General features: G+C 71.1%; 16 protein-coding genes, 3 tRNA genes and 1 pseudogene. 9 read left to right on the plus strand and 11 right to left on the minus strand.

Annotated features, from left to right (window positions below):
* Window positions 1–5: 5 nt before the first annotated feature.
* The 3 genes from purF to N8I87_RS19280 form a co-directional block, all read right to left on the minus strand.
* The gene (gene purF, locus N8I87_RS19270) at window positions 6–1535 is read right to left on the minus strand and encodes an amidophosphoribosyltransferase (protein WP_263210384.1); all 1530 of its coding nucleotides are present in this window, start codon (window positions 1533–1535) and stop codon (window positions 6–8) included.
* Window positions 1536–1608: 73 nt separating this feature from the next.
* Complete coding sequence (locus N8I87_RS19275; RefSeq protein WP_263210386.1) at window positions 1609–2409, minus strand: META domain-containing protein; 801 nt, start codon at window positions 2407–2409, stop codon at window positions 1609–1611.
* Between the two features lie 48 nt (window positions 2410–2457).
* Complete coding sequence (locus N8I87_RS19280) at window positions 2458–3255, minus strand: maleylpyruvate isomerase family mycothiol-dependent enzyme (protein WP_263210387.1); 798 nt, start codon at window positions 3253–3255, stop codon at window positions 2458–2460.
* 235 nt (window positions 3256–3490) lie between these two features.
* On the opposite strand from N8I87_RS19280, the gene N8I87_RS19285 reads away from it, so the two are divergent.
* Window positions 3491–4303, plus strand: coding sequence for a YwiC-like family protein (locus tag N8I87_RS19285; RefSeq protein WP_263210389.1), 813 nt, complete (start codon window positions 3491–3493; stop codon window positions 4301–4303).
* Between the two features lie 110 nt (window positions 4304–4413).
* On the opposite strand, the gene purL is transcribed toward N8I87_RS19285, so the two are convergent.
* The 3 genes from purL to purS are packed head-to-tail and all read right to left on the minus strand — an operon-like array spanning window position 4414 to window position 7633.
* Complete coding sequence (purL, locus tag N8I87_RS19290) at window positions 4414–6696, minus strand: phosphoribosylformylglycinamidine synthase subunit PurL (protein WP_263210391.1); 2283 nt, start codon at window positions 6694–6696, stop codon at window positions 4414–4416.
* The gene (gene purQ, locus N8I87_RS19295; protein WP_263210392.1) at window positions 6693–7373 is read right to left on the minus strand and encodes a phosphoribosylformylglycinamidine synthase subunit PurQ; all 681 of its coding nucleotides are present in this window, start codon (window positions 7371–7373) and stop codon (window positions 6693–6695) included. Before purQ ends, purL begins: the two co-directional genes overlap by 4 nt.
* On the minus strand, window positions 7370–7633 hold the full coding sequence (purS, locus tag N8I87_RS19300; protein WP_015659417.1) for a phosphoribosylformylglycinamidine synthase subunit PurS: 264 nt from the start codon (window positions 7631–7633) through the stop codon (window positions 7370–7372). Before purS ends, purQ begins: the two co-directional genes overlap by 4 nt.
* A gap of 341 nt (window positions 7634–7974) precedes the next feature.
* Here purS and N8I87_RS19305 point away from each other — a divergent pair, with 341 nt between their 5' ends.
* The 8 genes from N8I87_RS19305 to N8I87_RS19340 all read left to right on the plus strand — a co-directional run bounded on the left by N8I87_RS19305 (window position 7975) and on the right by N8I87_RS19340 (window position 12531).
* On the plus strand, window positions 7975–8292 hold the full coding sequence (locus N8I87_RS19305) for a histone-like nucleoid-structuring protein Lsr2 (protein WP_263210394.1): 318 nt from the start codon (window positions 7975–7977) through the stop codon (window positions 8290–8292).
* 159 nt (window positions 8293–8451) lie between these two features.
* A tRNA-Gly gene (locus N8I87_RS19310) sits at window positions 8452–8523 on the plus strand.
* A 122-nt stretch (window positions 8524–8645) separates the two neighbouring features.
* Window positions 8646–8721 (plus strand) — tRNA-Gly (locus N8I87_RS19315).
* Window positions 8722–8838: 117 nt separating this feature from the next.
* Entirely contained in the window at window positions 8839–9789 is a 951-nt protein-coding gene (locus tag N8I87_RS19320) for an ABC transporter ATP-binding protein (RefSeq protein WP_263210395.1), read from the plus strand.
* Window positions 9786–10565: an ABC transporter permease gene (locus tag N8I87_RS19325; protein WP_263210397.1), complete on the plus strand. Its 780-nt coding sequence runs from the start codon at window positions 9786–9788 to the stop codon at window positions 10563–10565. Before N8I87_RS19320 ends, N8I87_RS19325 begins: the two co-directional genes overlap by 4 nt.
* A gap of 35 nt (window positions 10566–10600) precedes the next feature.
* Window positions 10601–11821, plus strand: a complete 1221-nt coding sequence (locus N8I87_RS19330; RefSeq protein WP_263210399.1) for a sensor histidine kinase — start codon at window positions 10601–10603, stop codon at window positions 11819–11821.
* Complete coding sequence (locus N8I87_RS19335; RefSeq protein WP_263210400.1) at window positions 11818–12432, plus strand: response regulator transcription factor; 615 nt, start codon at window positions 11818–11820, stop codon at window positions 12430–12432. The genes N8I87_RS19330 and N8I87_RS19335 overlap by 4 nt, the downstream gene beginning before the upstream one ends.
* A 23-nt stretch (window positions 12433–12455) precedes the next feature.
* Window positions 12456–12531 (plus strand) — tRNA-Gly (locus N8I87_RS19340).
* A gap of 47 nt (window positions 12532–12578) precedes the next feature.
* Here the strand turns inward: N8I87_RS19340 and N8I87_RS19345 are convergent.
* The 5 genes and pseudogenes from N8I87_RS19345 to N8I87_RS19365 all read right to left on the minus strand — a co-directional run bounded on the left by N8I87_RS19345 (window position 12579) and on the right by N8I87_RS19365 (window position 21070).
* The gene (locus tag N8I87_RS19345; protein WP_263210402.1) at window positions 12579–13478 is read right to left on the minus strand and encodes a phosphoribosylaminoimidazolesuccinocarboxamide synthase; all 900 of its coding nucleotides are present in this window, start codon (window positions 13476–13478) and stop codon (window positions 12579–12581) included.
* 69 nt (window positions 13479–13547) lie between these two features.
* Window positions 13548–15047: a N,N-dimethylformamidase beta subunit family domain-containing protein gene (locus tag N8I87_RS19350; protein ID WP_263210403.1), complete on the minus strand. Its 1500-nt coding sequence runs from the start codon at window positions 15045–15047 to the stop codon at window positions 13548–13550.
* Window positions 15048–15230: 183 nt separating this feature from the next.
* On the minus strand, window positions 15231–17156 hold the full coding sequence (locus N8I87_RS19355; protein ID WP_263216545.1) for a hypothetical protein: 1926 nt from the start codon (window positions 17154–17156) through the stop codon (window positions 15231–15233).
* A gap of 286 nt (window positions 17157–17442) precedes the next feature.
* The gene (gene purD, locus N8I87_RS19360) at window positions 17443–18696 is read right to left on the minus strand and encodes a phosphoribosylamine--glycine ligase (RefSeq protein ID WP_263210405.1); all 1254 of its coding nucleotides are present in this window, start codon (window positions 18694–18696) and stop codon (window positions 17443–17445) included.
* Window positions 18697–18845: 149 nt separating this feature from the next.
* Window positions 18846–21070, minus strand: a pseudogene (locus N8I87_RS19365) (DNA polymerase III subunit gamma and tau).
* Window positions 21071–21098: the final 28 nt, after the last annotated feature.

Raw genomic sequence — 21098 nt, forward strand, 5'->3', positions numbered from 1 at the left:
GGGGCTTACGGGCGACGGATCGCGTCGGCCGCGGCCGTGGCGGCGGGCCCTGCGGCCAGCTCGGTCTCCAGGAGCTGCTTGCCGAGCAGCTCGGGGTCCGGGAGCTCCATCGGGTACTCGCCGTCGAAGCAGGCGCGGCACAGGTTCGGCTTGGCGATCGTGGTCGCCTCGATCATGCCGTCGATGGAGATGTAGGCCAGGGAGTCGGCGCCGAGCGAGGTGCCGATCTCCTCGATCGTCATGCCGTTGGCGATGAGCTCGGCGCGGGTGGCGAAGTCGATGCCGAAGAAGCAGGGCCACTTCACGGGCGGCGAGGAGATCCGGATGTGGACCTCGGCGGCGCCGGCCTCGCGGAGCATGCGCACCAGGGCGCGCTGGGTGTTGCCGCGCACGATCGAGTCGTCGACGACGACCAGGCGCTTGCCCCTGATGACTTCCTTGAGCGGGTTCAGCTTCAGCCGGATGCCGAGCTGCCGGATGGTCTGCGAGGGCTGGATGAAGGTCCGGCCGACGTAGGCGTTCTTCACCAGACCGGCGCCGAACGGAATGCCGGAGGCCTCCGCGTAGCCGATGGCGGCCGGGGTGCCGGACTCCGGGGTCGCTATCACCAGGTCGGCCTCGACGGGGGCCTCCTTGGCGAGGCGGCGGCCCATCTCGACGCGCGAGAGATAGACGTTCCGCCCGGCGATGTCGGTGTCGGGGCGGGCGAGATACACGTACTCGAAGACACAGCCCTTGGGCTTCGCTTCCGCGAATCGAGAGGTGCGCAGACCGTTCTCGTCGATCGCGACGAACTCGCCCGGCTCTATCTCGCGGACGAAGCTGGCACCGCAGATGTCCAGGGCGGCGCTCTCGGAGGCGACCACCCAGCCGCGCTCGAGGCGGCCGAGGACCAGCGGGCGGATGCCCTGCGGGTCGCGGGCGGCGTAGAGGGTGTGCTCGTCCATGAAGACGAGCGAGAAGGCGCCCTTGACCTGCGGGAGGACCGCGTGCGCGGCCTCCTCGATGGTCAGCGGCTTGCCGTCCTCGTCGACCTGGGCCGCGAGGAGCGCGGTCAGCAGGTCGGTGTCGTTGGTGGCCGCGACCCGGGTCGAGCGGCCGTTGTTGTCCTTGGGAAGATTGGCAACCATCTCGGCGAGCTGCGCCGTGTTGACCAGGTTGCCGTTGTGCCCGAGCGCGATGGAGCCGTGCGCGGTGGCACGGAACGTCGGCTGGGCGTTCTCCCACACGGACGCGCCGGTGGTCGAGTAGCGGGCGTGACCGACCGCGATATGACCCTGGAGCGAACCGAGAGAGGTCTCGTCGAAGACCTGGGAGACCAGGCCCATGTCCTTGAAGACGAGGATCTGGGAGCCGTTGCTGACCGCGATCCCCGCGGATTCCTGACCCCGGTGCTGGAGGGCGTAGAGCCCGAAGTACGTGAGCTTTGCGACCTCTTCACCCGGAGCCCAGACACCGAAGACGCCACACGCGTCCTGGGGGCCTTTCTCACCGGGGAGCAGATCGTGATTGAGTCGACCGTCACCACGTGGCACGGCACCGAGTGTAGGCGAGATCGACCACTGGTCCGAATTGGCCAATGCACCGAAGTTATGCGTTCTTGACCGGTCACCCCTGGGCCACGGCCGTCACAGTCTCTCCATTTTCGCTGGTCAGCGTGAGGTTTCGATGATCAAGTCGGTAGCTGACGGTGCCGCCGAAGAGCCGCAGCAGACTCTTTTCCGTATGCATGAGTGAGGCGTCGCACATCATTCGGGTGGTCGCGGCAGAGCCCAGGGTGATACTGGAGTCGCTGACCGTGGCGTGCGCGGTGACCTGATTGCAGCCCAGGCGGCCGCTGACCTTTCCGCTCTTGCGGTCGAAGGTGAGATGGGCGTCGGCCCCCTTCGGCAGGGAGCTGACGGTGTCGCCGGCACCGAGTGCCGTGATCGTCCATTCGGTGCCGTAGAGCGGGGCGTCCTCCTCCTTGGTCAGCCGGACGGTGTCGCCCCCGGTGGTGGTGAGGGTCAGCCGGTCGCCGTTCACCCGGGTGGTGAGGGGGCCGGCAGCGAGAGTGTGGGCGAGGGTCCGCTCGAAGGCCATGGGCTGGGCCTCGCACGCCATCTCGGTCGCCGTGGCGTCGCTGAGCCGGATGCGGTCGCCGTCGAAGGCGGCCCGCGCGGTGAAGTGGTTGCAGCCGTAGTTGCCCTGGGTCCTGCCGCCGTCGTCGATCACCATGTGGGCACCCGCCGGGGCACTGCGTGTCGTGCCGTCCACGGTGACGCTGTCGACGATCCAGTGGACGCCGGTCGCCGGCTCCTGGGCGCCGGCGGATCCACTGCCCGCGTGCTCACTGCCGCAGGCCGCCGCGAGCGGAACGACGAGCGAGACGGTGGCCGCCAGGATCAGACGCTCTTTGTGCCTGCGCATGTCGATTCGACGGACGGACCGGGAGGATCGGTTCCCTCCGCGGGCCTCCTAGGACATCAGCGGCAGCAGGGCCGCGAGATCCGCCCGCTCCCCGCTCGCGCTCACCTTCGCCGCCTCGATGGCGTCCTTCCAGAGCAGCCGACCGGTGGCGAGCCGGATCCAGGTGAGCGGGTCGGTCTCGACGACGTTGGGCGGAGTGCCACGGGTGTGCCGGGGCCCCTCGACGCACTGCACGACGGCGTACGGCGGGACGCGGACCTCGGTCGAGCCGCCGGGGGCCTTCACGGCGAGCGCGTCGGCGAGCAGACGGGTGGCCGCGGCGAGGGCCTGTCGGTCGTAGGGCACGTCGAGGCCCGGTACGGCCGCGTTCAGGTCGTCGGTGTGGACGACGAGCTCCACGGTGCGGGTGACGAGATAGTCGTCCAGGGACAGGGCACCCGCGCTGGTCGCCAGCAGCCGGCTGCCGGGATGCGCGTCGAGAAGCTCACGCAGACTCCGGTCGACGTCGGCGAGGTAGGCGTCGAGGTCGGGGTGCCGCTCGACCAGGCGCCGGGTGAAGTCGGCGATGGCGGAGGCATTGCCGGCGGTGGCGAAGGACCACTCGACGACGGTGACGTCCCGCCGGGGCGGCTCGGGCTCGTCGAGGGCCCGGTGGACGGCGGTGACGGCCATGCCGATGTGCGCGATCAGCTCCCGTACGGTCCAGTCCCCCAGCCGGGTCGGCAGCGCGAATTGCTCGGGAGTGAGGGTGCGGACGGCGTTGCGCACGTTCCCGAACTGGACCTGCACGGCGTCGCGGATCCTGGCGGGGTCGTACGTACGTGCGCGCTTCTTGGGCGTGGGCATGGCGGTGAGCCTAGGCCCTGGTACGTGGTCCCGTACGTGGTCACGCGGTGGTCACGCGGTGGTGCCCTGTAGCACGGGGGGCGGTTATGTTAGGGTTCCGGTCTATTAGAAACTAGAAATTTCGTTTCTATTACTACCCATGTTTCCACTTGCTCCCGCTGCGCGAGCGCGGCGCAGCGGATCCTCGACGGCGTGCTCATCCGCCTCGACTCGGCCCTCAAGAACGAGGCAGCCCATGTCCCCGCAGATACCACCCGAGTCGGCCGGGACGGTTGAGTCGCCCGGCACGGCCAGGACGGCCGGGCCCCGTTCCGCCCCGGTCCGGCGCCGACGGCGGCGCGGCCGGTGGATGCCTCCGCAGCACGGCGCCTGGGCCATGCTGCTGGTGCCCTACCTGGCCGGACTGATCGCGGTCGGCTTCTCCTGGGTGCAGATCCCGCTGCTCCTGGGCTGGGTGGGCGGCTACCTGCTGTCCTACTTCGGCCTGCTGGCCATCAAGACCCGCCGCCTCTCCCGGGTCCGCACACAACTCCTCGTCTACGGAAGCATCACGCTGACCGCCGGCGTCACGGTTCTGCTCGCCCGGCCGCAGATCCTCCTCTTCGCACCGGTCTTCGCGGCGGTACTCGCGGTCAACGGCCTGTTCGCCAAGGCCCGCCGTGACCGCGCCCTGGGCAACGGCCTGGTCTCGGTCGTGGCGGCGACGCTGATCCTGCCGGTCGTGGCCGTGGCCGGCGAAGCATCCCCCTGGCAGGTCACCGGCACATCCCTGGTGACGCTCCTCTACTTCACCGGCTCCCTGCTCTTCGTCAGAACGACCATCCGGGCCCGGGGCAGCCACAGGCTGATGACCGCGTCGCTCTCCTTCCACGCCGCGGCGCTCCTGGCGGCGGCCTGGCTGGCCCTCCCCTACGCGCTGCCCTTCACCGGCTGCCTCCTCCGCGCGGCCGCCCTGCCCCGACGCGGTCTCACGCCCAAGCAGATCGGCATCGTGGAGATCTTCAGCTCGTTCGCCCTCCTGGCGACGGTGATCTGGGTGGCGGTCTGACCCAGCGCTGACGGCGCAGCACGAAGGCCTCGCTCATCGAGTCGACGAGCGAGGCCTTCATGCTGCCGCGGGACGGTCCCGGAAAGGGGATCACGCCCCAGCGACGGGAATCACGCGAGCAGCGCCGGGATCGTCCCCTCGTGCGCCTCGCGCAGCTCCGTCAGGGAGAGTGCGAACTCGCCCTGGACCTCCACCGCGTCGCCGTCGACGACGCCGATGCGGGTGGCCGGGAGGCCGCGCGCGCCGCACATGTCGTTGAAGCGGACCTCTTCCGAGCGCGGTACGGCGACGATCGCGCGGCCCGCCGACTCGGACAGCAGGAAGGTGAACGCGTCGAGCCCGTCCGGTACGACCAGACGCGCGCCCATGCCGCTGAGCAGCGCCGACTCGACGACCGCCTGGATCAGACCGCCGTCGGACAGGTCGTGCGCGGAGTCGATCATGCCGTCTCGCGAGGCGGAGATCATGATCTCGCCGAGCAGGCGCTCCCGCTCCAGGTCGACCTTCGGAGGCAGGCCGCCGAGGTGGTCGTGGACGACCTGGGACCAGGCCGAGCCGCCGAACTCCTCACGCGTGTCGCCGAGGAGGTAGAGCAGCTGGCCCTCCTCCTGGAAGGCGACCGGCGTGCGGCGCGCGACGTCGTCGATGACTCCGAGGACCGCGACGACGGGGGTCGGGTGGATGGCCGCCTCGCCCGTCTGGTTGTAGAGCGAGACGTTGCCGCCGGTCACCGGGGTGCCCAGCTGCTGGCAGGCGTCCGCCAGGCCGCGCACGGCCTCCGCGAACTGCCACATCACCGCCGGGTCCTCGGGCGAGCCGAAGTTCAGGCAGTCGGAGACGGCCAGCGGCTTGGCGCCGGTCGTCGCCACGTTGCGGTAGGCCTCGGCGAGCGCCAGCTGCGCGCCCGCGTACGGGTCGAGCTTGGCGTACCGGCCGTTGCCGTCCGTGGCGATCGCGACGCCGAGGCCGGTCTCCTCGTCGACGCGGATCATGCCGGAGTCCTCGGGCTGGGCGAGGACGGTGTTGCCCTGCACGAAGTGGTCGTACTGCGAGGTGATCCACTTCTTGGAGGCCTGGTTGGGCGAGCCGACCAGCTTCAGGACCTGGTCCTTCAGCTCCTCGGAGGTCGCCGGGCGCGGCAGCTTGTTCGCGTCGTCCGCCTGGAGCTCGTCCTGCCAGGACGGGCGGGCGTAGGGGCGCTCGTACACCGGGCCCTCGTGGGCGACGGTCCGCGGGTCGACGTCGACGATCTTGCCGCCGTGCCAGTAGATCTCCAGGCGGTCGCCGTCGGTCACCTCACCGATGACGGTGGCGATGACGTCCCACTTGTCGCAGATCTCAAGGAACCGGTCGACCTTCTCCGGCTCCACGACCGCGCACATGCGTTCCTGCGACTCGCTCATGAGGATTTCCTCGGGAGAGAGGGTCGAGTCACGCAGCGGTACGTCGTCCAGGGTCACGCGCATGCCGCCGGAGCCGTTGGAGGCCAGCTCGGAGGTGGCGCAGGACAGGCCCGCCGCGCCGAGGTCCTGGATACCGACGACCAGCTTCTCCTGGAAGGCCTCCAGGGTGCACTCGATGAGGAGCTTCTCCTGGAAGGGGTCGCCGACCTGGACGGCCGGGCGCTTGGAGGGCTTGCCCGTGCCGGAGGCACTGTCAGATGCAGTGTCGAAGGTCTCGGACGCGAGGATCGAGGCGCCGCCGATGCCGTCGCCGCCGGTCCGGGCGCCGTACAGGACGACCTTGTTGCCCGCGCCGGACGCCTTCGCGAGGTGGATGTCCTCGTGCCGCATGACGCCGATGGCACCGGCGTTGACCAGCGGGTTGCCCTGGTAGCAGGCGTCGAAGACGACCTCGCCGCCGATGTTGGGCAGGCCCAGGCAGTTGCCGTAGCCGCCAATGCCGGCGACGACGCCCGGCAGGACGCGCTTGGTGTCGGGGTGGTCGGCGGCGCCGAAGCGCAGCGGATCCACGACCGCGACCGGGCGGGCGCCCATCGCGATGATGTCGCGGACGATGCCGCCGACACCGGTGGCCGCGCCCTGGTAGGGCTCGACGTACGACGGGTGGTTGTGCGACTCGACCTTGAAGGTGACCGCGTAGCCCTGGCCGACGTCGACGACGCCCGCGTTCTCACCGATGCCCACCAGCATCGCGTCGCTCTGCGGGGCCTTCTCGCCGAACTGGCGCAGATGGACCTTGGAGGACTTGTACGAGCAGTGCTCGGACCACATGACCGAGTACATGGCGAGCTCGGCGCCGGTCGGGCGGCGGCCCAGGATCTCCACGACCCGCTCGTACTCGTCCTTCTTCAGACCGAGTTCGGCCCAGGGCAGCTCGACGTCGGGGGTCGCGGCCGCGTGCTCGACCGTGTCCAGAGGCGTCCGGCTCATGCGCCCACCAGCTTCTTGAGGATCGAGGTGAAGAACGGGAGGCCGTCGGTACGGCCCGTACCGATCAGCGGCTCCACGGCGTGCTCGGGGTGCGGCATCAGGCCGACGACGTTGCCCGCCTCGTTGGTGATGCCGGCGATGTCGCGGAGCGAGCCGTTGGGGTTGAAGTCGAGGTAGCGGAAGGCGACCCGTCCCTCGGCCTCCAGCTTGTCGAGCGTGTACTCGTCGGCGACGTACCGGCCGTCCATGTTCTTCAGCGGGATGTGGATCTCCTCGCCGGCGCTGTAGTCGCTCGTCCAGGAGGTCTCCGCGTTCTCCACCCGCAGCTTCTGGTCGCGGCAGATGAAGTGGAGGTGGTTGTTGCCGAGCATCCCGCCCGGGAGAAGGTGGGCTTCCGTGAGGATCTGGAAGCCGTTGCAGATACCGAGGACGGGAAGTCCGGCCTTCGCCTGCTCGATGACGGACTCCATCACCGGCGAGAAGCGGGAGATGGCTCCGGCCCGCAGATAGTCGCCGTAGGAGAAACCACCGGGCAGCACCACGGCGTCGACCTGCTTGAGGTCCTTGTCCTTGTGCCAGAGGGCGACCGGTTCGGCACCCGCGTGGCGGATCGCGCGCCGGGTGTCCCGGTCGTCGAGACTTCCCGGGAAAGTGACGACGCCAATACGAGCGGTCACTTCGCGGCCTCCGCGACTTCCTCCACCTTGACGGTGAAGTCCTCGATCACGGTGTTGGCGAGGAAGGATTCCGCAAGATCGTGGATGCGGGCGAGCGCGGCCTCGTCGACCGGGCCGTCAACTTCCAGTTCGAATCGCTTTCCCTGACGTACGTCGGAGATCCCTTCGAAACCCAGTCGCGGCAGTGCGCGCTGCACCGCCTGGCCCTGGGGGTCGAGGATCTCCGGCTTGAGCATGACGTCGACTACGACGCGTGCCACTGGCACTCCCGGTGTGTGGTGCTGAGCAGGTTCCTTCAGACTACCCGCACAAAATTTCTACGCGAGTAGAGTTGGAGGAAACTACGTGACGGGCATCACGATCAGGTGTCGAACGGGTGCCTTCACCAAAAAATCTGGGAAAGTTCGGCGGTCGACCCGTGGCAGCTATTGCGCTCGGACACGCGGGCGGATTTAGTCGGGCTTCACTTTGCATTGCCGAGCACTGTACAAATGAATTGGCAATAGCCGATACTTTCCCCGTTAACAGGCGGACAGTCGACATCTCCCGGGCGTCTTGGCACGTCACCGCAGAGGGGTGTCGCACGAAGGGACCGATATTCGTGGCGCAGAAGGTCGTGGTCACTCTCTTTGACGACATCGACGGCTCGGAAGCGGCGGAAACGATCGCCTTCGGACTCGACGGCAAGTCGTACGAGATCGACCTCAATCAAGCCAATGCCAAGAAACTGCGTAAGGCTCTTGAGCCGTACGTGGCAGCCGGCCGCAAGAGGGCGAAGTCGGGCAAGACCTACCGGCAGACCGAGGTCGCTCCCGATCCCGCGGCCGTCCGCGCCTGGGCCCAGGCGAACAAGATGGACGTGCCCGCACGCGGCCGGATCCCCAAGAAGGTCTACGAGGCGTTCAGCGCCGCCCAGTGACGCCCGCGAGGGGTGAGTCCTCAGGGTCCGTCACCGGACCCTGAGGACAGCCGACTTGGAAGCCGTCAGCAGCCGACTTGCGCTACCCCCCTGCTGATCAGCTAATGTCTGGAGCACGCCGAGGGGCAAGGCCGAAAGGCCGGATCCCACGGACTACATGCGGGTGTAGTTCAGTAGTAGAACATCCCCCTTCCAGGGGGAAGGCGCAGTGTGCGATTCCTGTCACCCGCTCTGGCACCACCACCGTCACATGCATGCATGGGGGTCCCCCCTGCTCGAGCTTGTCGAGAGCTTGGGGGACGATCGGGTAGGCTGGTGCTCGCACCGATCGGTGGGAGCCGGTCGGGAGCAGTGCGGACGTAGCTCAGTTGGTAGAGCGCAACCTTGCCAAGGTTGAGGTCGCGAGTTCGAGCCTCGTCGTCCGCTCCAGAGAAGCCCCGGTCTTGATGACCGGGGTTTTTTATGTGCCGTACGTCTGACATTTGTCATGCCGAGTGATGACACCGCGCACTGCTGTCCGGCCCCGCCCGCCGGGACGCTGAGGTCATGGACATCAAAGAGCACGAGCACGTGATCAAGGTCACCGACCTCCGGCGTGTCTACGGGGGCGGGTTCGAGGCGGTGCGCGGAATCGATTTCTCCGTGGCCCGCGGCGAGATCTTCGCGCTGCTGGGCACCAACGGCGCGGGCAAGACCTCGACGGTCGAGCTGCTGGAGGGCCTCGCGGCACCGGCGGGCGGGCAGGTGCGGGTCCTCGGCCACGACCCCTACCTGGAGCGGGCCGCCGTACGGCCGCGCACCGGCGTGATGCTCCAGGAGGGCGGCTTCCCGTCCGAGCTGACCGTCGCCGAGACCGCGCGGATGTGGGCGGGCTGCACCAGCGGGGCCCGGCCGGAAGGTGAAGCGCTGGCGCTGGTGGGGCTGGCCGGGAAGGCCGGTGTGCGGGTGAAGCAGCTGTCGGGAGGTGAGCGGCGGCGCCTGGACCTGGCCCTCGCGCTGCTCGGCGAGCCCGAGGTGCTGTTCCTCGACGAGCCGACGGCCGGGCTCGACGTCGAAGGGCGCCGGGACACCTGGGAGTTGGTACGGGCGCTGCGCGACACCGGCACCACCGTGCTGCTCACCACGCACTACCTGGAGGAGGCGGAAGGCCTCGCCGGCCGGCTCGCGATCCTGCACGAGGGCCGCATCGCCGCCTCCGGCACGCCCGCCGAGGTGACCGCGGGCCGGCCCTCCCGCATCTCCTTCGAACTGCCCGAGGGGTACTTCGTCGGCGATCTGCCGCCGCTCGCCGAGCTGGCGGTGTGCGGGCACGAGGTGGCGGGCAGGACCGTACGGCTGCGGACCCCGGAACTCCAGCGGACGGCCACCGGGCTGCTGGTGTGGGCCGAGCGGGCCGGGGTCGAACTGCGCGGCCTCGACATGCGGTCGGCATCGCTGGAGGAGGCGTTCCTCGGGATCGCGCGGGAGCAGGAGCCCACGGCAGGAGCAGCGGCATGAGCACCCTCGCCTTCGCACCGGTGGCCCGGCGGCTGCGCGCCCTGGCCCGGGCCGAACTCACCCTGCTCGGCCGCAACCGCAGTGCCGTGCTCACGGCACTGCTCGCACCGCTCGCGCTGCCGTTCAGCGTGCAGCCCGCGGTCGAACAGATCGACCTCAAGGCCGAGGGACTGACCGTCGGCGCGGTGATGGTGACGGCCGGGATCGGCTTCTCCTTCCTCTTCTGCGTGTACACCGCGCTGGTGAGCTCCTTCGTCACCCGCCGCGAGGAACTCGTCCTCAAGCGGCTGCGCACCGGCGAACTCGGGGACCTGGAGATCCTCGTCGGCACGGCCCTGCCCGCGGTCTGCGTCGGACTCGCCCAGGCGCTGGTGCTGTCCGTGGGCTGCGCGGCGCTCCTCGATGCGGGGGCACCCAGGGCGCCGCAGCTGGCCGTGCTCGGCGTCCTGTCGGGCCTGGTGCTGAGCGCCGCGCTCGCCGCCCTCACCTCGGCCTTCACCAGGACCACCGAGAGCGCCCAGGTCACCGCGCTGCCGCTGGTGTTGGTGTCGATGATCGGCTCGGGCATCGCGATCCCCACCGAGGTGCTGCCCGACCGGTTCGCCTCCGTCTGCGACCTCCTCCCGCTCTCCCCCGCCGTCCGGCTGGTCCGCGCGGGCTGGACCGGCCATCTCGGCGCGTACGAGGTGCTGGGCGCCGTACTGACCTCGCTGGCCTGGACCGTTCTGGCGGTGTTTGCTGTACGGCGGTGGTTCCGGTGGGAGCCGCGGCGCTGAGTACCGGGGAGCACAGGGTGGGGCGGATACGGCGGTTGCATCAGCGTCACTGGCGGGAGCGCAGCAAGGCGGAGCGCGTCGAGCTGCAGAGCGTGGTCACCTGGCACGCCACCATCTGGGTGCTTCCGCTCAGCTGGCTGATGCTGCCGCTGGTCGGCGGGCTCGACCGGCGGCCCGTGCCGATGGTGCTCGGCGGGCTGCTGGTCGCCGTGGACCTGCTGCAGTGCGCGGCCGCGAGCCGGCTCGTCCGGCCGGCGCTCGACCACTACCTGGGGCGCGCCGAACTGCCGCCCCGCTCCCAGCGCACCGCCGCCGTCCTGCTCGGCCTGGCGCTCGCCCTGATCACGGCGCTCGCCGTGGTCGACGGGACCGATCCGGTCACGGCCCGGCTGGCGATCGCGGCGGTGCTCGTGCCGTTCGGACTGCCGTACGCGCTCACCGTGTCCGTCCCGGTGTTCCTGCGCCGATCCGCGGTCCTCACGGCACTGATCGTGGGCGCCCTCTCGATCGTCCGCCTGGACGGTCTCGGTGTCCTCGCCACGACGGTGGTGTGCGGCTTCGCCACCGGCTTCGCCTTGACGGCCGCGCGCTGCGGCGCCTGGACCCTGTCCGTGCTCTGGGAGGCGGAACGCGCCCGCGAGATCGAGGCCCGGCTCGCCGTCGCCGAGGAGCGGCTGCGGTTCGGGCGGGATCTGCACGACGTCCTGGGGCGGAACCTGTCCGTGATCGCCCTCAAGAGCGAACTGGCCGTGCAACTGGCACGGCGGGGACGGCCAGAGGCCGTGGAACAGATGATCGAGGTACAGCGCATCGCACAGGAGTCGCAGCGGGAGGTGCGCGATGTCGTACGGGGCTATCGGGAGGCCGACCTCGATGTCGAACTCCTCGGCGCGCAGGGCGTGTTGACGGCGGCCGGGATCGACTGCGAGATCACCGGTGCCGCCGACGGGCTGCCCGCCGACGTGCAGTCCGCGCTCGGCTGGGTGGTGCGCGAGGCCACCACCAATGTGCTGCGGCACGGGGACGCCGGGCGGTGTGCGGTGAGTCTTCGGGTGCTGGAGGGGCGTGTGGTGCTGACGGTGGAGAACGACGGAGCGTCCGGAGCCCCCGACGGGGGTGGGGGTTCCGGGCTCGCGGGGCTGCGGGAGCGGCTGGCCGTGGTGGACGGGACCCTGACGGCGGGTGCCGTCGGGGAGGACGGGTTCAGGCTGGTGGCCGAGGTGCCCGTGGCGAGTGTGAGCGGAGTCGCGTCATGAGGTCCCCGGTACGGCTGTTGCTCGCCGACGACGAGCATCTGATCCGCGGGGCGCTGGCCGCGCTGCTCTCCCTGGAGGACGACCTCGTCGTGGTCGCCGAGGCGGCGACCGGGCCCGAGGCGCTCGCCATGGCGCGGGCCCATGAACCGGACGTGGCGGTGCTGGATCTTCAGATGCCGGGCGCCGACGGTGTGAAGGTCGCCACATCCCTGCGGGCCGAACTTCCCGGCTGCCAGGTGCTGATCGTCACCGGTCACGGGCGGCCCGGCCATCTGAAACGGGCCCTTGCGGCCGGTGTGCGCGGGTTCGTCCCGAAGACCGTCAGCGCCCAGCGGCTCGCGGAGATCATCCGTACCGTGCACGCCGGAAACCGCTACGTCGACCCCGAGTTGGCCGCCGACGCGATCTCCGCCGGGGACTCGCCACTGACCGCGCGCGAGGCCGAGGTCCTGGAGCTGGCCGCCGACGGGGCACCGGTCGCAGAGATCGCTGAGCGGGCCGCGCTGTCGCCGGGGACCGTGCGGAACTACCTCTCCTCGGCCGTGACGAAACTCGGGGCCGACAACCGTCATGCTGCGGTGCGTCTCGCTCGGGAGCGAGGTTGGGTATAGTTGCTCTCGCGCAGCAGCGCAATGCGGACGTAGCTCAGTTGGTAGAGCGCAACCTTGCCAAGGTTGAGGTCGCGAGTTCGAGCCTCGTCGTCCGCTCCAGCAAGGCCCCCGGTCTCCCGGGGGCCTTTTGCGTTACACCCTTTGCATCACGCCCAGCTCAGGCCGGTCAGGCGCTCGTACGCCTCGATGTACTTCGCCCGGGTGGCGTCCACGACCTGCTGGGGCAGCGGCGGCGGGGGCTGCTCGCTCCTGCGGTCCCAGCCGGACTCGGCGGAGGTCAGCCAGTCGCGCACGAACTGCTTGTCGTACGACGGCTGCGCGCGGCCCGGCTGCCACTGGTCGGCCGGCCAGAAGCGGGAGGAGTCCGGGGTGAGGACCTCGTCGGCGAGGACGAGGGTGTCTGCCTCGAAGCCGAACTCGAACTTGGTGTCCGCGAGGATGATCCCCCGGTCGCGGGCGATGTCCCGGGCCCGGTTGTAGACGGCGAGGGTGGTCTGGCGCAGCTGGGCGGCGGTGTCCGCGCCGACCTGCCGGGCGACCTCCTCGTACGACACGTTCTCGTCGTGCTCGCCGACCTCGGCCTTGGTGGCCGGGGTGAAGATCGGGGCGGGCAGTTCGGAGCCGTCCACGAGGCCCTCGGGCAGGGCGAGGCCGCAGACCGTGCGGGACTCCTGGTACTCGGCGAGGCCCGAGCCGGTGAGGTAGCCGCGGGCCACGGCCTCGACCGGGATCATCCGCAGCGACTTGCAGATCAGGGTGCGGCCCGCCCAGTCGACGGGCGCGCCCGCGGGGAGCTCGGTGCTCAGGACGTGGTTGGGGACCAGGTCGGCGAGCTGGTCGAACCACCACAGCGAGAGCTGGGTGAGTACGCGGCCCTTGTCGGGGATCTCGGTCGGCAGCACCCAGTCGTAGGCGGACATGCGGTCGCTGGCGACCATCACGAGGTCGCCCGCCTCGTTCTGGTACAGCTCGCGCACCTTGCCGGTGTGCAGATGCACCAGACCCGGAACCTGGATCGGCTCGGGCTTTTCGACGAATCCGGACACGGTTCCTCCCCGTGGTTCTGTCCAAGTGGCTCGATTGTCCCGTATGGGTGGCCGGTCATGGACAGCGGGTCAGTCGCGCTTGCAGATTCGATCCAGCAGGTTGGCGGTGGCCCGCTGGATACGGGGGTCCACGTGCCCCGGCCGGTCCAGGGCCGGTGACCAGGCGAAGGTCCCCGACGCGAAGACCAGGGCGCCGGAGGGCGCGCGGTACAGGGAGGTCTCCTGGTGGCGCTGGACGCCGTCGTTGTCGGTGTATGGGGAGTGGGCGAGGAGAATGCGCTCTTCGTGGTCGGGGAGCGGGGTGCGCGGGAAGTAGCGGTCGGCCTCGCCGGCCACCAGGCCCGCCAGCTCGTCGCCCTCGCCGGCGCCGGTCGCCTCCCACAGCCAGTGGCCGGCGTTGCGGACGATCAGCGGGTGGGGCTCGGGGACCCGGCCCGCGTACTGGATGCCGACCAGCTGCTGTTCGGGGCGGTCGATCTCGCGCCAGAGCACCGGCCTGCCCGGCCCCTTGCGCTTGCGGCAGGTGAGCAGGCGGTCCGCGCCGGAGGGCGCGGGGCCCAGTTCCACCTGCCAGTACATGGTGTTGGCGGAGAGGAAGACGAGCGAGGTGCCGCTCTCGCGGGCGATCTCCACCGTGCGGCGCATCTGCGTCGACCAGTACTCGTCGTGGCCGGGGAAGACCAGGCCCCGGTAGCGGGTGGGGTCGACGCGTCCGGCGTGCAGATCGCGGGCGTCGGCGTAGGCGAGGTCGTAGCCGTACCGTTCCGCCCAGCGGATGAAGTCGTAGGCGTGGCCGACGTGCAGGGGCAGGCCCGCGCCCGCGTACGGGCGGTCGAAGGAGACCGTGGTCGCGGCGTCGGCCTCGCCGAGCAGCCGGCCCTTCTCGTCCCAGGCGTGGTAGAGGCTGGCGCCGGTGTGGCCGTCCTCCGGGTAGAGGTTGTAGGCCTGCCAGGTGATGTCGGGGAGCAGCAGGAGCAGATCCGCGGGGTGGTTGTCGCGGACCGTGAACGGCACGTGGGAGCGGTAGCCGTCGGCGGTGGTGAGGACGGCCACGTAGGCGCCGTTGCTCCAGTACGACGGGATCTGCAGCCGCCAGGACAGCCACCAGTGGTGGCAGGAGACCGTGCGGTCGGCGGTCAGCGGCGGGGGCTGGACGATGCCGGAGAGCCGGGGGCTGGTGGTGATCTTGGCGGCGCCGTCACCGCCGTAGTGGCCGATCCGGTAGATGTCCACGCTGAACTGCTGGGGCGGGTCGACGGTGATGTGGAAGTCGACGGCCTCGCCGGGCGCGACCGCGCCGGTGGAGGTGAAGCCCTTGATCTGGCGGTGGACGTCGTCCGCCGAGCGGGGGCCGCCGGAGGGGCGCGGAGCCGGCACCCTCGGCCTGCCGCTGCCCGCCGGGGGCGCGTGCTGCTGGGTCGCGTCCACGTACCAGGGGACGACATGGCCGGTGTCGTCGAAGTAGGTCTCGCTGCCGCGCAGCCAGGGAACCGGTCCCAGGCCGAAGGGGTCCGTGACGGCGTGTGCGAGTGCCCCCGACTCCCAGCGGCGGATGTGCTCGGATCCCATGATCGCTCCCCTCCCTCGGGCCCCCGTACTGTGCGTGCGATGCGGCTGTCGTATGTCGTAAGCCCTTGCCATGTGCGCGATCGGTCCCAGCACATCACATAACGCACGCGCGCGGTCACTATTCGTTGCGAATTGACCTGAAATGGAAGAAGGCGTTCCGCTACGGCGGACCATCGTCCGAGGTCAGACGAGCCGTACCGGCTTCTCCGGGCGTATCCCCGACTCGATCAGCCAGGCTCGAAGCGGGTCCGGATCCCCTTCCTCGGTCAGGCTGAGCACCCGGGAGCTCAGATCCGCGGCCCGCTCGCCGTTGATGAGGAGGGACGGGCCGTCGAGCCAGTCCAGGCCCGGGACCGCGCCCGCCGTGTCCATCGCGGCGCAGCACACCATCGCCGTGACGTGGTCGGCGAGGAGCTCGCGGGCGGTGCGCGGGGGCTGGAGGGGGAACAGGGGCAGGGCGCCGTCGTCCCACAGGCCGGTGTCGGGACCCTGGCCGGGGCGGGCCGAGCCGGTCGGCGGTGCGGCGGAGGCGGAGGCGCACGCGGAGGCCTCCTCACGGGCCAGCTCCGCGCTGAGCCGCGCGGCGAGGGCGGCACCGCGCTGGTTCTCGGAGTCGCCGTCGGGCTCGTCGTCGTATGCGGGGGTGTCGGGGAAGGGCCGGTCGTGGCCGACGGCTCCTGGGGCTCCTTGGGCTCCTTCGGCTTCTTCGGCTCCTTCGGCTTCTTCGGCTCCTTCGGTGACCGCGCCCTCGGGTGACTTGTCCTCCGCGGCCATCGCGGCTCCCTCGCCGCACGCAGCGGTCGGCGAGGAGTGGCCGTCGGTCTCGTCGTCCGGTGGATCCGACAGGTGGTCGAGGACGCGGGACAGGGTGGGGCCGCCGGGGGCCGAGGCGGTGGGGTCGGGGGTGGTGCGGACACCGAGGGAGTCCAGGACGCGGTGGAGACGGGCCGCGTCGGTGCGCCACTTCCGGTCCACGACCTCGTCCGGATACTCCTGCCAGTCCACCGGGGACCAGTCCGGGCCCGGCTCCGCGGGGCCGCCGTGGAAGAGACGGGCGGCGAGCAGGGAGGCGGCCTCGTCCATCGCGCCGGGCTCTTCCAGCAGGTCACAGGCGGGGCGCTCGCCGAGCCGGGAGGCGAAGCCCTCGGCCAGGCGATCCCGGCGGGACAGCTCGGTGAGCGCCGCCACCACGCCCGCGTCGAGACGCGAGGGCCAGCGGCCCATCCGCCAGGCCGGCAGCGCGACCCGGGTCAGCAGCCGGTCCCAGCCCGCGTACGCCAGCCCCACCTGTTCCTGGGCGACGATCCGCAGGCCGTAATCCACAGCCTGTGCACGCTCGGCGGCCGCGGCGGCCACACCCCTCTCCATCTCGGCCGCGTGCTCCCGGCAGCCGCGCAGCATCAGTCGCGCCACCCAGCCGACGCCCGCGAGCACGGAGCGGGTGAGCGGGCCGCGGCCGGGTGCGGAGGTCACGGCGACCGCCGCGTCCAGCCCCCGGACGAAACGGCGGGCGGCCGCTATGTCCGGGTGCGCCGAGGGACCCGTACCGGCGACGACCGGAGCGAGCACCGCGCGCAGTTCGCCGACCCGCATCCACCACAGGAACGGGGAGCCGATGACGAGGACGGGCGCGGCCGCCGTACGGCGCTGGGCGCGCCGGCCCGGGTCCGCCAGCTCGTCGTGGTGCTCGGGCGGGGGCGGGCCGTGCGCGGGGTGGGTGCGGTCCTCCAGCCAGCTGTCGCAGTCCGGGGTGAGCGCTATGGCGGAGGGCGCGGGCACGTCGAGCCGGTCGGCGAGGTCACGCACCATCCGGTACAGGTCGGGGGCGGACTCCTCAGGGATCGCGACCGTCGGACTCACGGCCGGACGGGAGCGGGCCACGATCAGCGCTATGCCCGCGGCGGCCAGCAGCACCAGCAGCGCGACCCCGCTCACGGTCCAGCGGGCGAGGTCCCAGCTGCGGCCCGGCAGATGTCCCGTGGAACCGCCGGCCAGCAGGATCACGGCCGCCGCCGCGGGCAGCAGGGCCACGGCCAGCGCCCGGCCGCGGATCCGCAGCACGGCGAGGGCCCGGGACCGCGCCGCCTGCGCGCCCGCCTCCACACCCATTCCGGTCACGACCGGAGGTCACCCCCTCGCTGATGCCCTGGTGCTGTCCTGGCGTTGCTCACTCCCCCACTGTGGCACCCGCCGGAGACATCGCAATGCCGGTGGGCCAAGTGCCGGAACGCTTGCGCCGCACCCTAGTTGGGGCCTCGGCCCCCGTCAGCCGGATGGGGCATTGCTCACTCGATGGAATGGCTTTGGTCAGAGCTGTACGACAGACAGCAATGATCGGGCCCCGGATTTCTCCGGGGCCCGAGTTGGCGTTCGGCGTGTGGCGTTTGTACGGCGGTTACACGCCCGCCGCCGCCTTCGCGGCGATGTCCGTGCGGTGCTGCGAACCGTCGAGGCCGATGCGCTCCACGGCCGCGTACGCCCGCTCGCGGGCCTCGGTGAGGTCCTTGCCGGTCGCCGTGACGGACAGGACGCGGCCACCGGCGCTGACGACCGCGTCGCCCTCGCGCCGGGTGCCCGCGTGCAGCACATACGCGTGCGGGGCGTCCTCGGCGGCCACCCGGTCGAGGCCGGTGATCGGGTCGCCGGTGCGCGGGGTGCCGGGGTAGTTGTGCGAGGCGACGACGACGGTGACCGCCGCGTCCTCGCTCCAGCGCAGCGGGGCCAGGTCGTCGAGGGCGCCGTTCGCGGCGGCGAGCAGGACACCGGCCAGCGGAGTCTTCAGCCGGGCCAGGACCACCTGGGTCTCCGGGTCGCCGAAGCGGGCGTTGAACTCGATGACCCGTACACCGCGCGAGGTGATCGCGAGACCGGCGTAGAGCAGCCCGGAGAAGGGGGTGCCGCGTCGGCGCATCTCGTCGACCGTGGGCTGCAGAACGGTCTGCAGGACCTCTTCCACCAGCTTGGGCTCGGCCCACGGGAGCGGGGAGTACGCGCCCATGCCGCCGGTGTTCGGGCCCTCGTCGTTGTCGAGGGCCCGCTTGAAGTCCTGCGCCGGCTGGAGCGGTACGACGGTCTCGCCGTCGGTGATCGCGAAGAGGGACACCTCGGGGCCGTCGAGGAACTCCTCGATGACGACCCGCTCGCACTCCGCCGCGTGCGCCTTGGCGGCCTCGATGTCCTGGGTGACGACCACGCCCTTGCCCGCGGCCAGCCCGTCGTCCTTGACGACATAGGGGGCACCGAAGGCGTCGAGGGCCGCGGCCGCCTCCTCCGCGGTCGTGCAGACATAGGACCGGGCGGTGGGCACGCCGGCGGCCGCCATCACGTCCTTGGCGAAGGCCTTGGACCCCTCGAGCTGCGCGGCCTCCTCGGAGGGGCCGAACACCGGGATGCCCGCCTCGCGCACGGCGTCGGCGACCCCGGCGACCAGGGGGGCCTCCGGGCCGACGACCACGAGGTCGGCTTCGAGCTCCGTGGCCAGCGCGGACACGGCCTTGCCGTCCAGGGCGTCCACCTGGTGCAGCTCGGCGACCTCGGCGATGCCGGCGTTGCCGGGGGCGCAGTGCAGCGCGGTGACGTCGGGGTCGAGGGACAGGGAGCGGCACAGGGCGTGTTCGCGGGCGCCGCTGCCGATGACGAGGACCTTCACGGGGTCAGCCTATCCGGCGTGGGCCGGGGTGTTTGTACGGGCTTCCGAGGGCTGGGAGCGGAGACAGCTGTGCGTTCCTCCGAAGGACGGCCTCCGTGCCCCGCGTCTCCCACCCCGTTGGAGAACTTCTCCATTCGTTGGAGAACTCCTCATTCGTTGGAGAACTCCTCGACGACCGTCGCCCCCAGCTCCCGCACGATGAGGTCATGGCCGGAGAGGGCCGACTCGTCGAGGTCCGGGTCGTCGTCCTCCGGGATGTCGTCCTCGGGAGCCACCGGGGGCGGCTCGGGGGCGGCTGTCGGCTGGGGTGCCGGGGTCGGGGTGGGGGCAGCCTGGGCCGGCGGCTGGGCCTGAGGAGCCGCGGGGGACGGCTGGGGGGCGGCGGGGCGTTGCGCGGGGGCGCCCTGGTTGCCGTAGCCACCGGCGCTCTGATTGCCGTAGCCACCGGCGCCGCCTCCGCCGTACCCCGGGGAACCGCCGGACGGCGGGGGCGCCGAACCGCCCGACGGGTCGACGATCGCCTCGACCTTCCACTGCACGTTGAACTGCTCGGCCAGCGCCTGCCGCAGCACGTCCTCGCTGCCACTGCTCGCGAAGTTGTCGCGGGCGCCGGCGTTGACGAAGCCGAGCTGGAGGGTGATGCCGTCGAACCCGGCCACCTGGGCGTTCTGGCTGAGCAGGATCCAGGTGAAACGGCGACGGTTCTTGACCGCCTCCAGGATGTTCGGCCAGAGCATGCGGGGGTCGAGGCCACCGGGCACGGGTGCCGCGGGAGCGGCGGGCGCCGCCGGGGGCGCGGAGGCAGCGGAGGCGGGGGCGGCCGGAGTCTGGGACGACGGCCGCTGCCCGCCGGGGCAGCCGTGGGCCAGCCGCCGGGACAGCCACGGCACCGGCGGGTGCGGCAGTGGGCCAGGCACCGGCGGCCGGGGCCTGGGCGGCGGGGGCGGGGGCGGGAGCAGATGGCTGCGGGGCGGCTGCCGCGGGGGAGTCGACACGGGAGCAGGAGACTGGACGCCCTGTTCACCACCAGCGGCCGCCGCACCCACCGGAGCCGGAGAGTCCGAAGCACCCCGGTGGCCCGCACGGCCGCCCGGGCCGCCGCCATGCCACCGCCCGGCGGAGCGGGCGTCGCACCGGCGGCCGGGGCCGCACCCATGTGTGCCTCGGGCCCGGGAACGTACCCCGTCACCGGCGCACCACCGCCGCCGGAGAAGTTGACGCCCCGCTCGATGCGGTCGAGGCGGGCCATCACCGAGCGCTCGTCGCGGTAGGCGGCGGGCAGCAGCACGCGCGCGCAGATGAGCTCGAGCTGGAGGCGGGGCGAGGTGGCGCCGCGCATCTCGGTGAGCCCCTCGTTGACGAGGTCGGCGGCGCGGCTGAGCTCGGCGGCGCCGAAGATGCCGGCCTGGGCCTGCATACGCTCGATGACATCGGCCGGAGCGTCGATGAGCCCCTTCTCCACGGCGTCCGGGACGGCGGCGAGGATCACCAGGTCACGGAGGCGCTCCAGCAGGTCGGCGACGAACCGGCGGGGATCGTTGCCGCCCTCGATGACACGGTCCACGACCTCGAACGCCGCGGCCCCGTCCCCGGTGGCGAACGCCTCGACGACGGAGTCCAGCAGCGACCCGTCCGTGTACCCGAGGAGGGAGGTCGCCATGGCATACGTCACACCGTCCGCGCCCGCACCGGCGAGCAGCTGGTCCATGACGGACATGGAGTCACGCACGGACCCCGCGCCCGCGCGCACCACCAGCGGCAGCACACCCTCCTCGACGGGGATGTCCTCCTTCTGGCACACCTCGCCGAGGTAGTCCCGCAGGGTGCCCGGCGGGACGAGCCGGAACGGATAGTGATGGGTGCGCGAGCGGATGGTCCCGATGACCTTCTCGGGCTCGGTGGTCGCGAAGATGAACTTGAGATGCTCGGGCGGCTCCTCGACGACCTTGAGCAACGCGTTGAAGCCCGCCGACGTGACCATGTGGGCCTCGTCAATGATGTAGATCTTGTACCGGCTGCTCGCGGGGCCGAAGAAGGCCTTTTCGCGCAGCTCGCGGGCATCGTCCACGCCACCGTGCGAAGCGGCGTCGATCTCGATCACGTCGATCGATCCGGGCCCGTTCCTGGCCAGGTCCCGGCAGGACTGGCACTCGCCGCACGGGGTCGGCGTGGGCCCCTGCTCGCAGTTCAGGCACCTGGCGAGGATCCGCGCGCTGGTCGTCTTGCCACACCCGCGCGGCCCGCTGAACAGGTACGCGTGATTGACCCGGTTGTTCCGCAGCGCCTGCTGCAACGGGTCCGTGACATGCTCCTGCCCGATGACCTCGGCGAAGGACTCCGGGCGATAGCGGCGGTACAGCGCGAGAGACGACACGCATACGAGGTTATAGGCGCCCACCGAC

It is taken from the genome of Streptomyces sp. HUAS 15-9 (assembly GCF_025642155.1).
Lineage (GTDB): Bacteria > Actinomycetota > Actinomycetes > Streptomycetales > Streptomycetaceae > Streptomyces.

Excerpts from the sequence above, each read along its gene's own strand:
- N8I87_RS19275 (WP_263210386.1), bottom strand. The coding sequence starts at position 2,409 with ATGCGCAGGCACAAAGAGCGTCTGATCCTGGCGGCCACCGTCTCGCTC.
- N8I87_RS19280 (WP_263210387.1), bottom strand. The coding sequence starts at position 3,255 with ATGCCCACGCCCAAGAAGCGCGCACGTACGTACGACCCCGCCAGGATC.
- N8I87_RS19285 (WP_263210389.1), top strand. The coding sequence starts at position 3,491 with ATGTCCCCGCAGATACCACCCGAGTCGGCCGGGACGGTTGAGTCGCCC.
- purL (WP_263210391.1), bottom strand. The coding sequence starts at position 6,696 with ATGAGCCGGACGCCTCTGGACACGGTCGAGCACGCGGCCGCGACCCCC.
- N8I87_RS19320 (WP_263210395.1), top strand. The coding sequence starts at position 8,839 with ATGGACATCAAAGAGCACGAGCACGTGATCAAGGTCACCGACCTCCGG.
- N8I87_RS19325 (WP_263210397.1), top strand. The coding sequence starts at position 9,786 with ATGAGCACCCTCGCCTTCGCACCGGTGGCCCGGCGGCTGCGCGCCCTG.
- N8I87_RS19335 (WP_263210400.1), top strand. The coding sequence starts at position 11,818 with ATGAGGTCCCCGGTACGGCTGTTGCTCGCCGACGACGAGCATCTGATC.
- N8I87_RS19350 (WP_263210403.1), bottom strand. The coding sequence starts at position 15,047 with ATGGGATCCGAGCACATCCGCCGCTGGGAGTCGGGGGCACTCGCACAC.
- N8I87_RS19355 (WP_263216545.1), bottom strand. The coding sequence starts at position 17,156 with ATGGGTGTGGAGGCGGGCGCGCAGGCGGCGCGGTCCCGGGCCCTCGCC.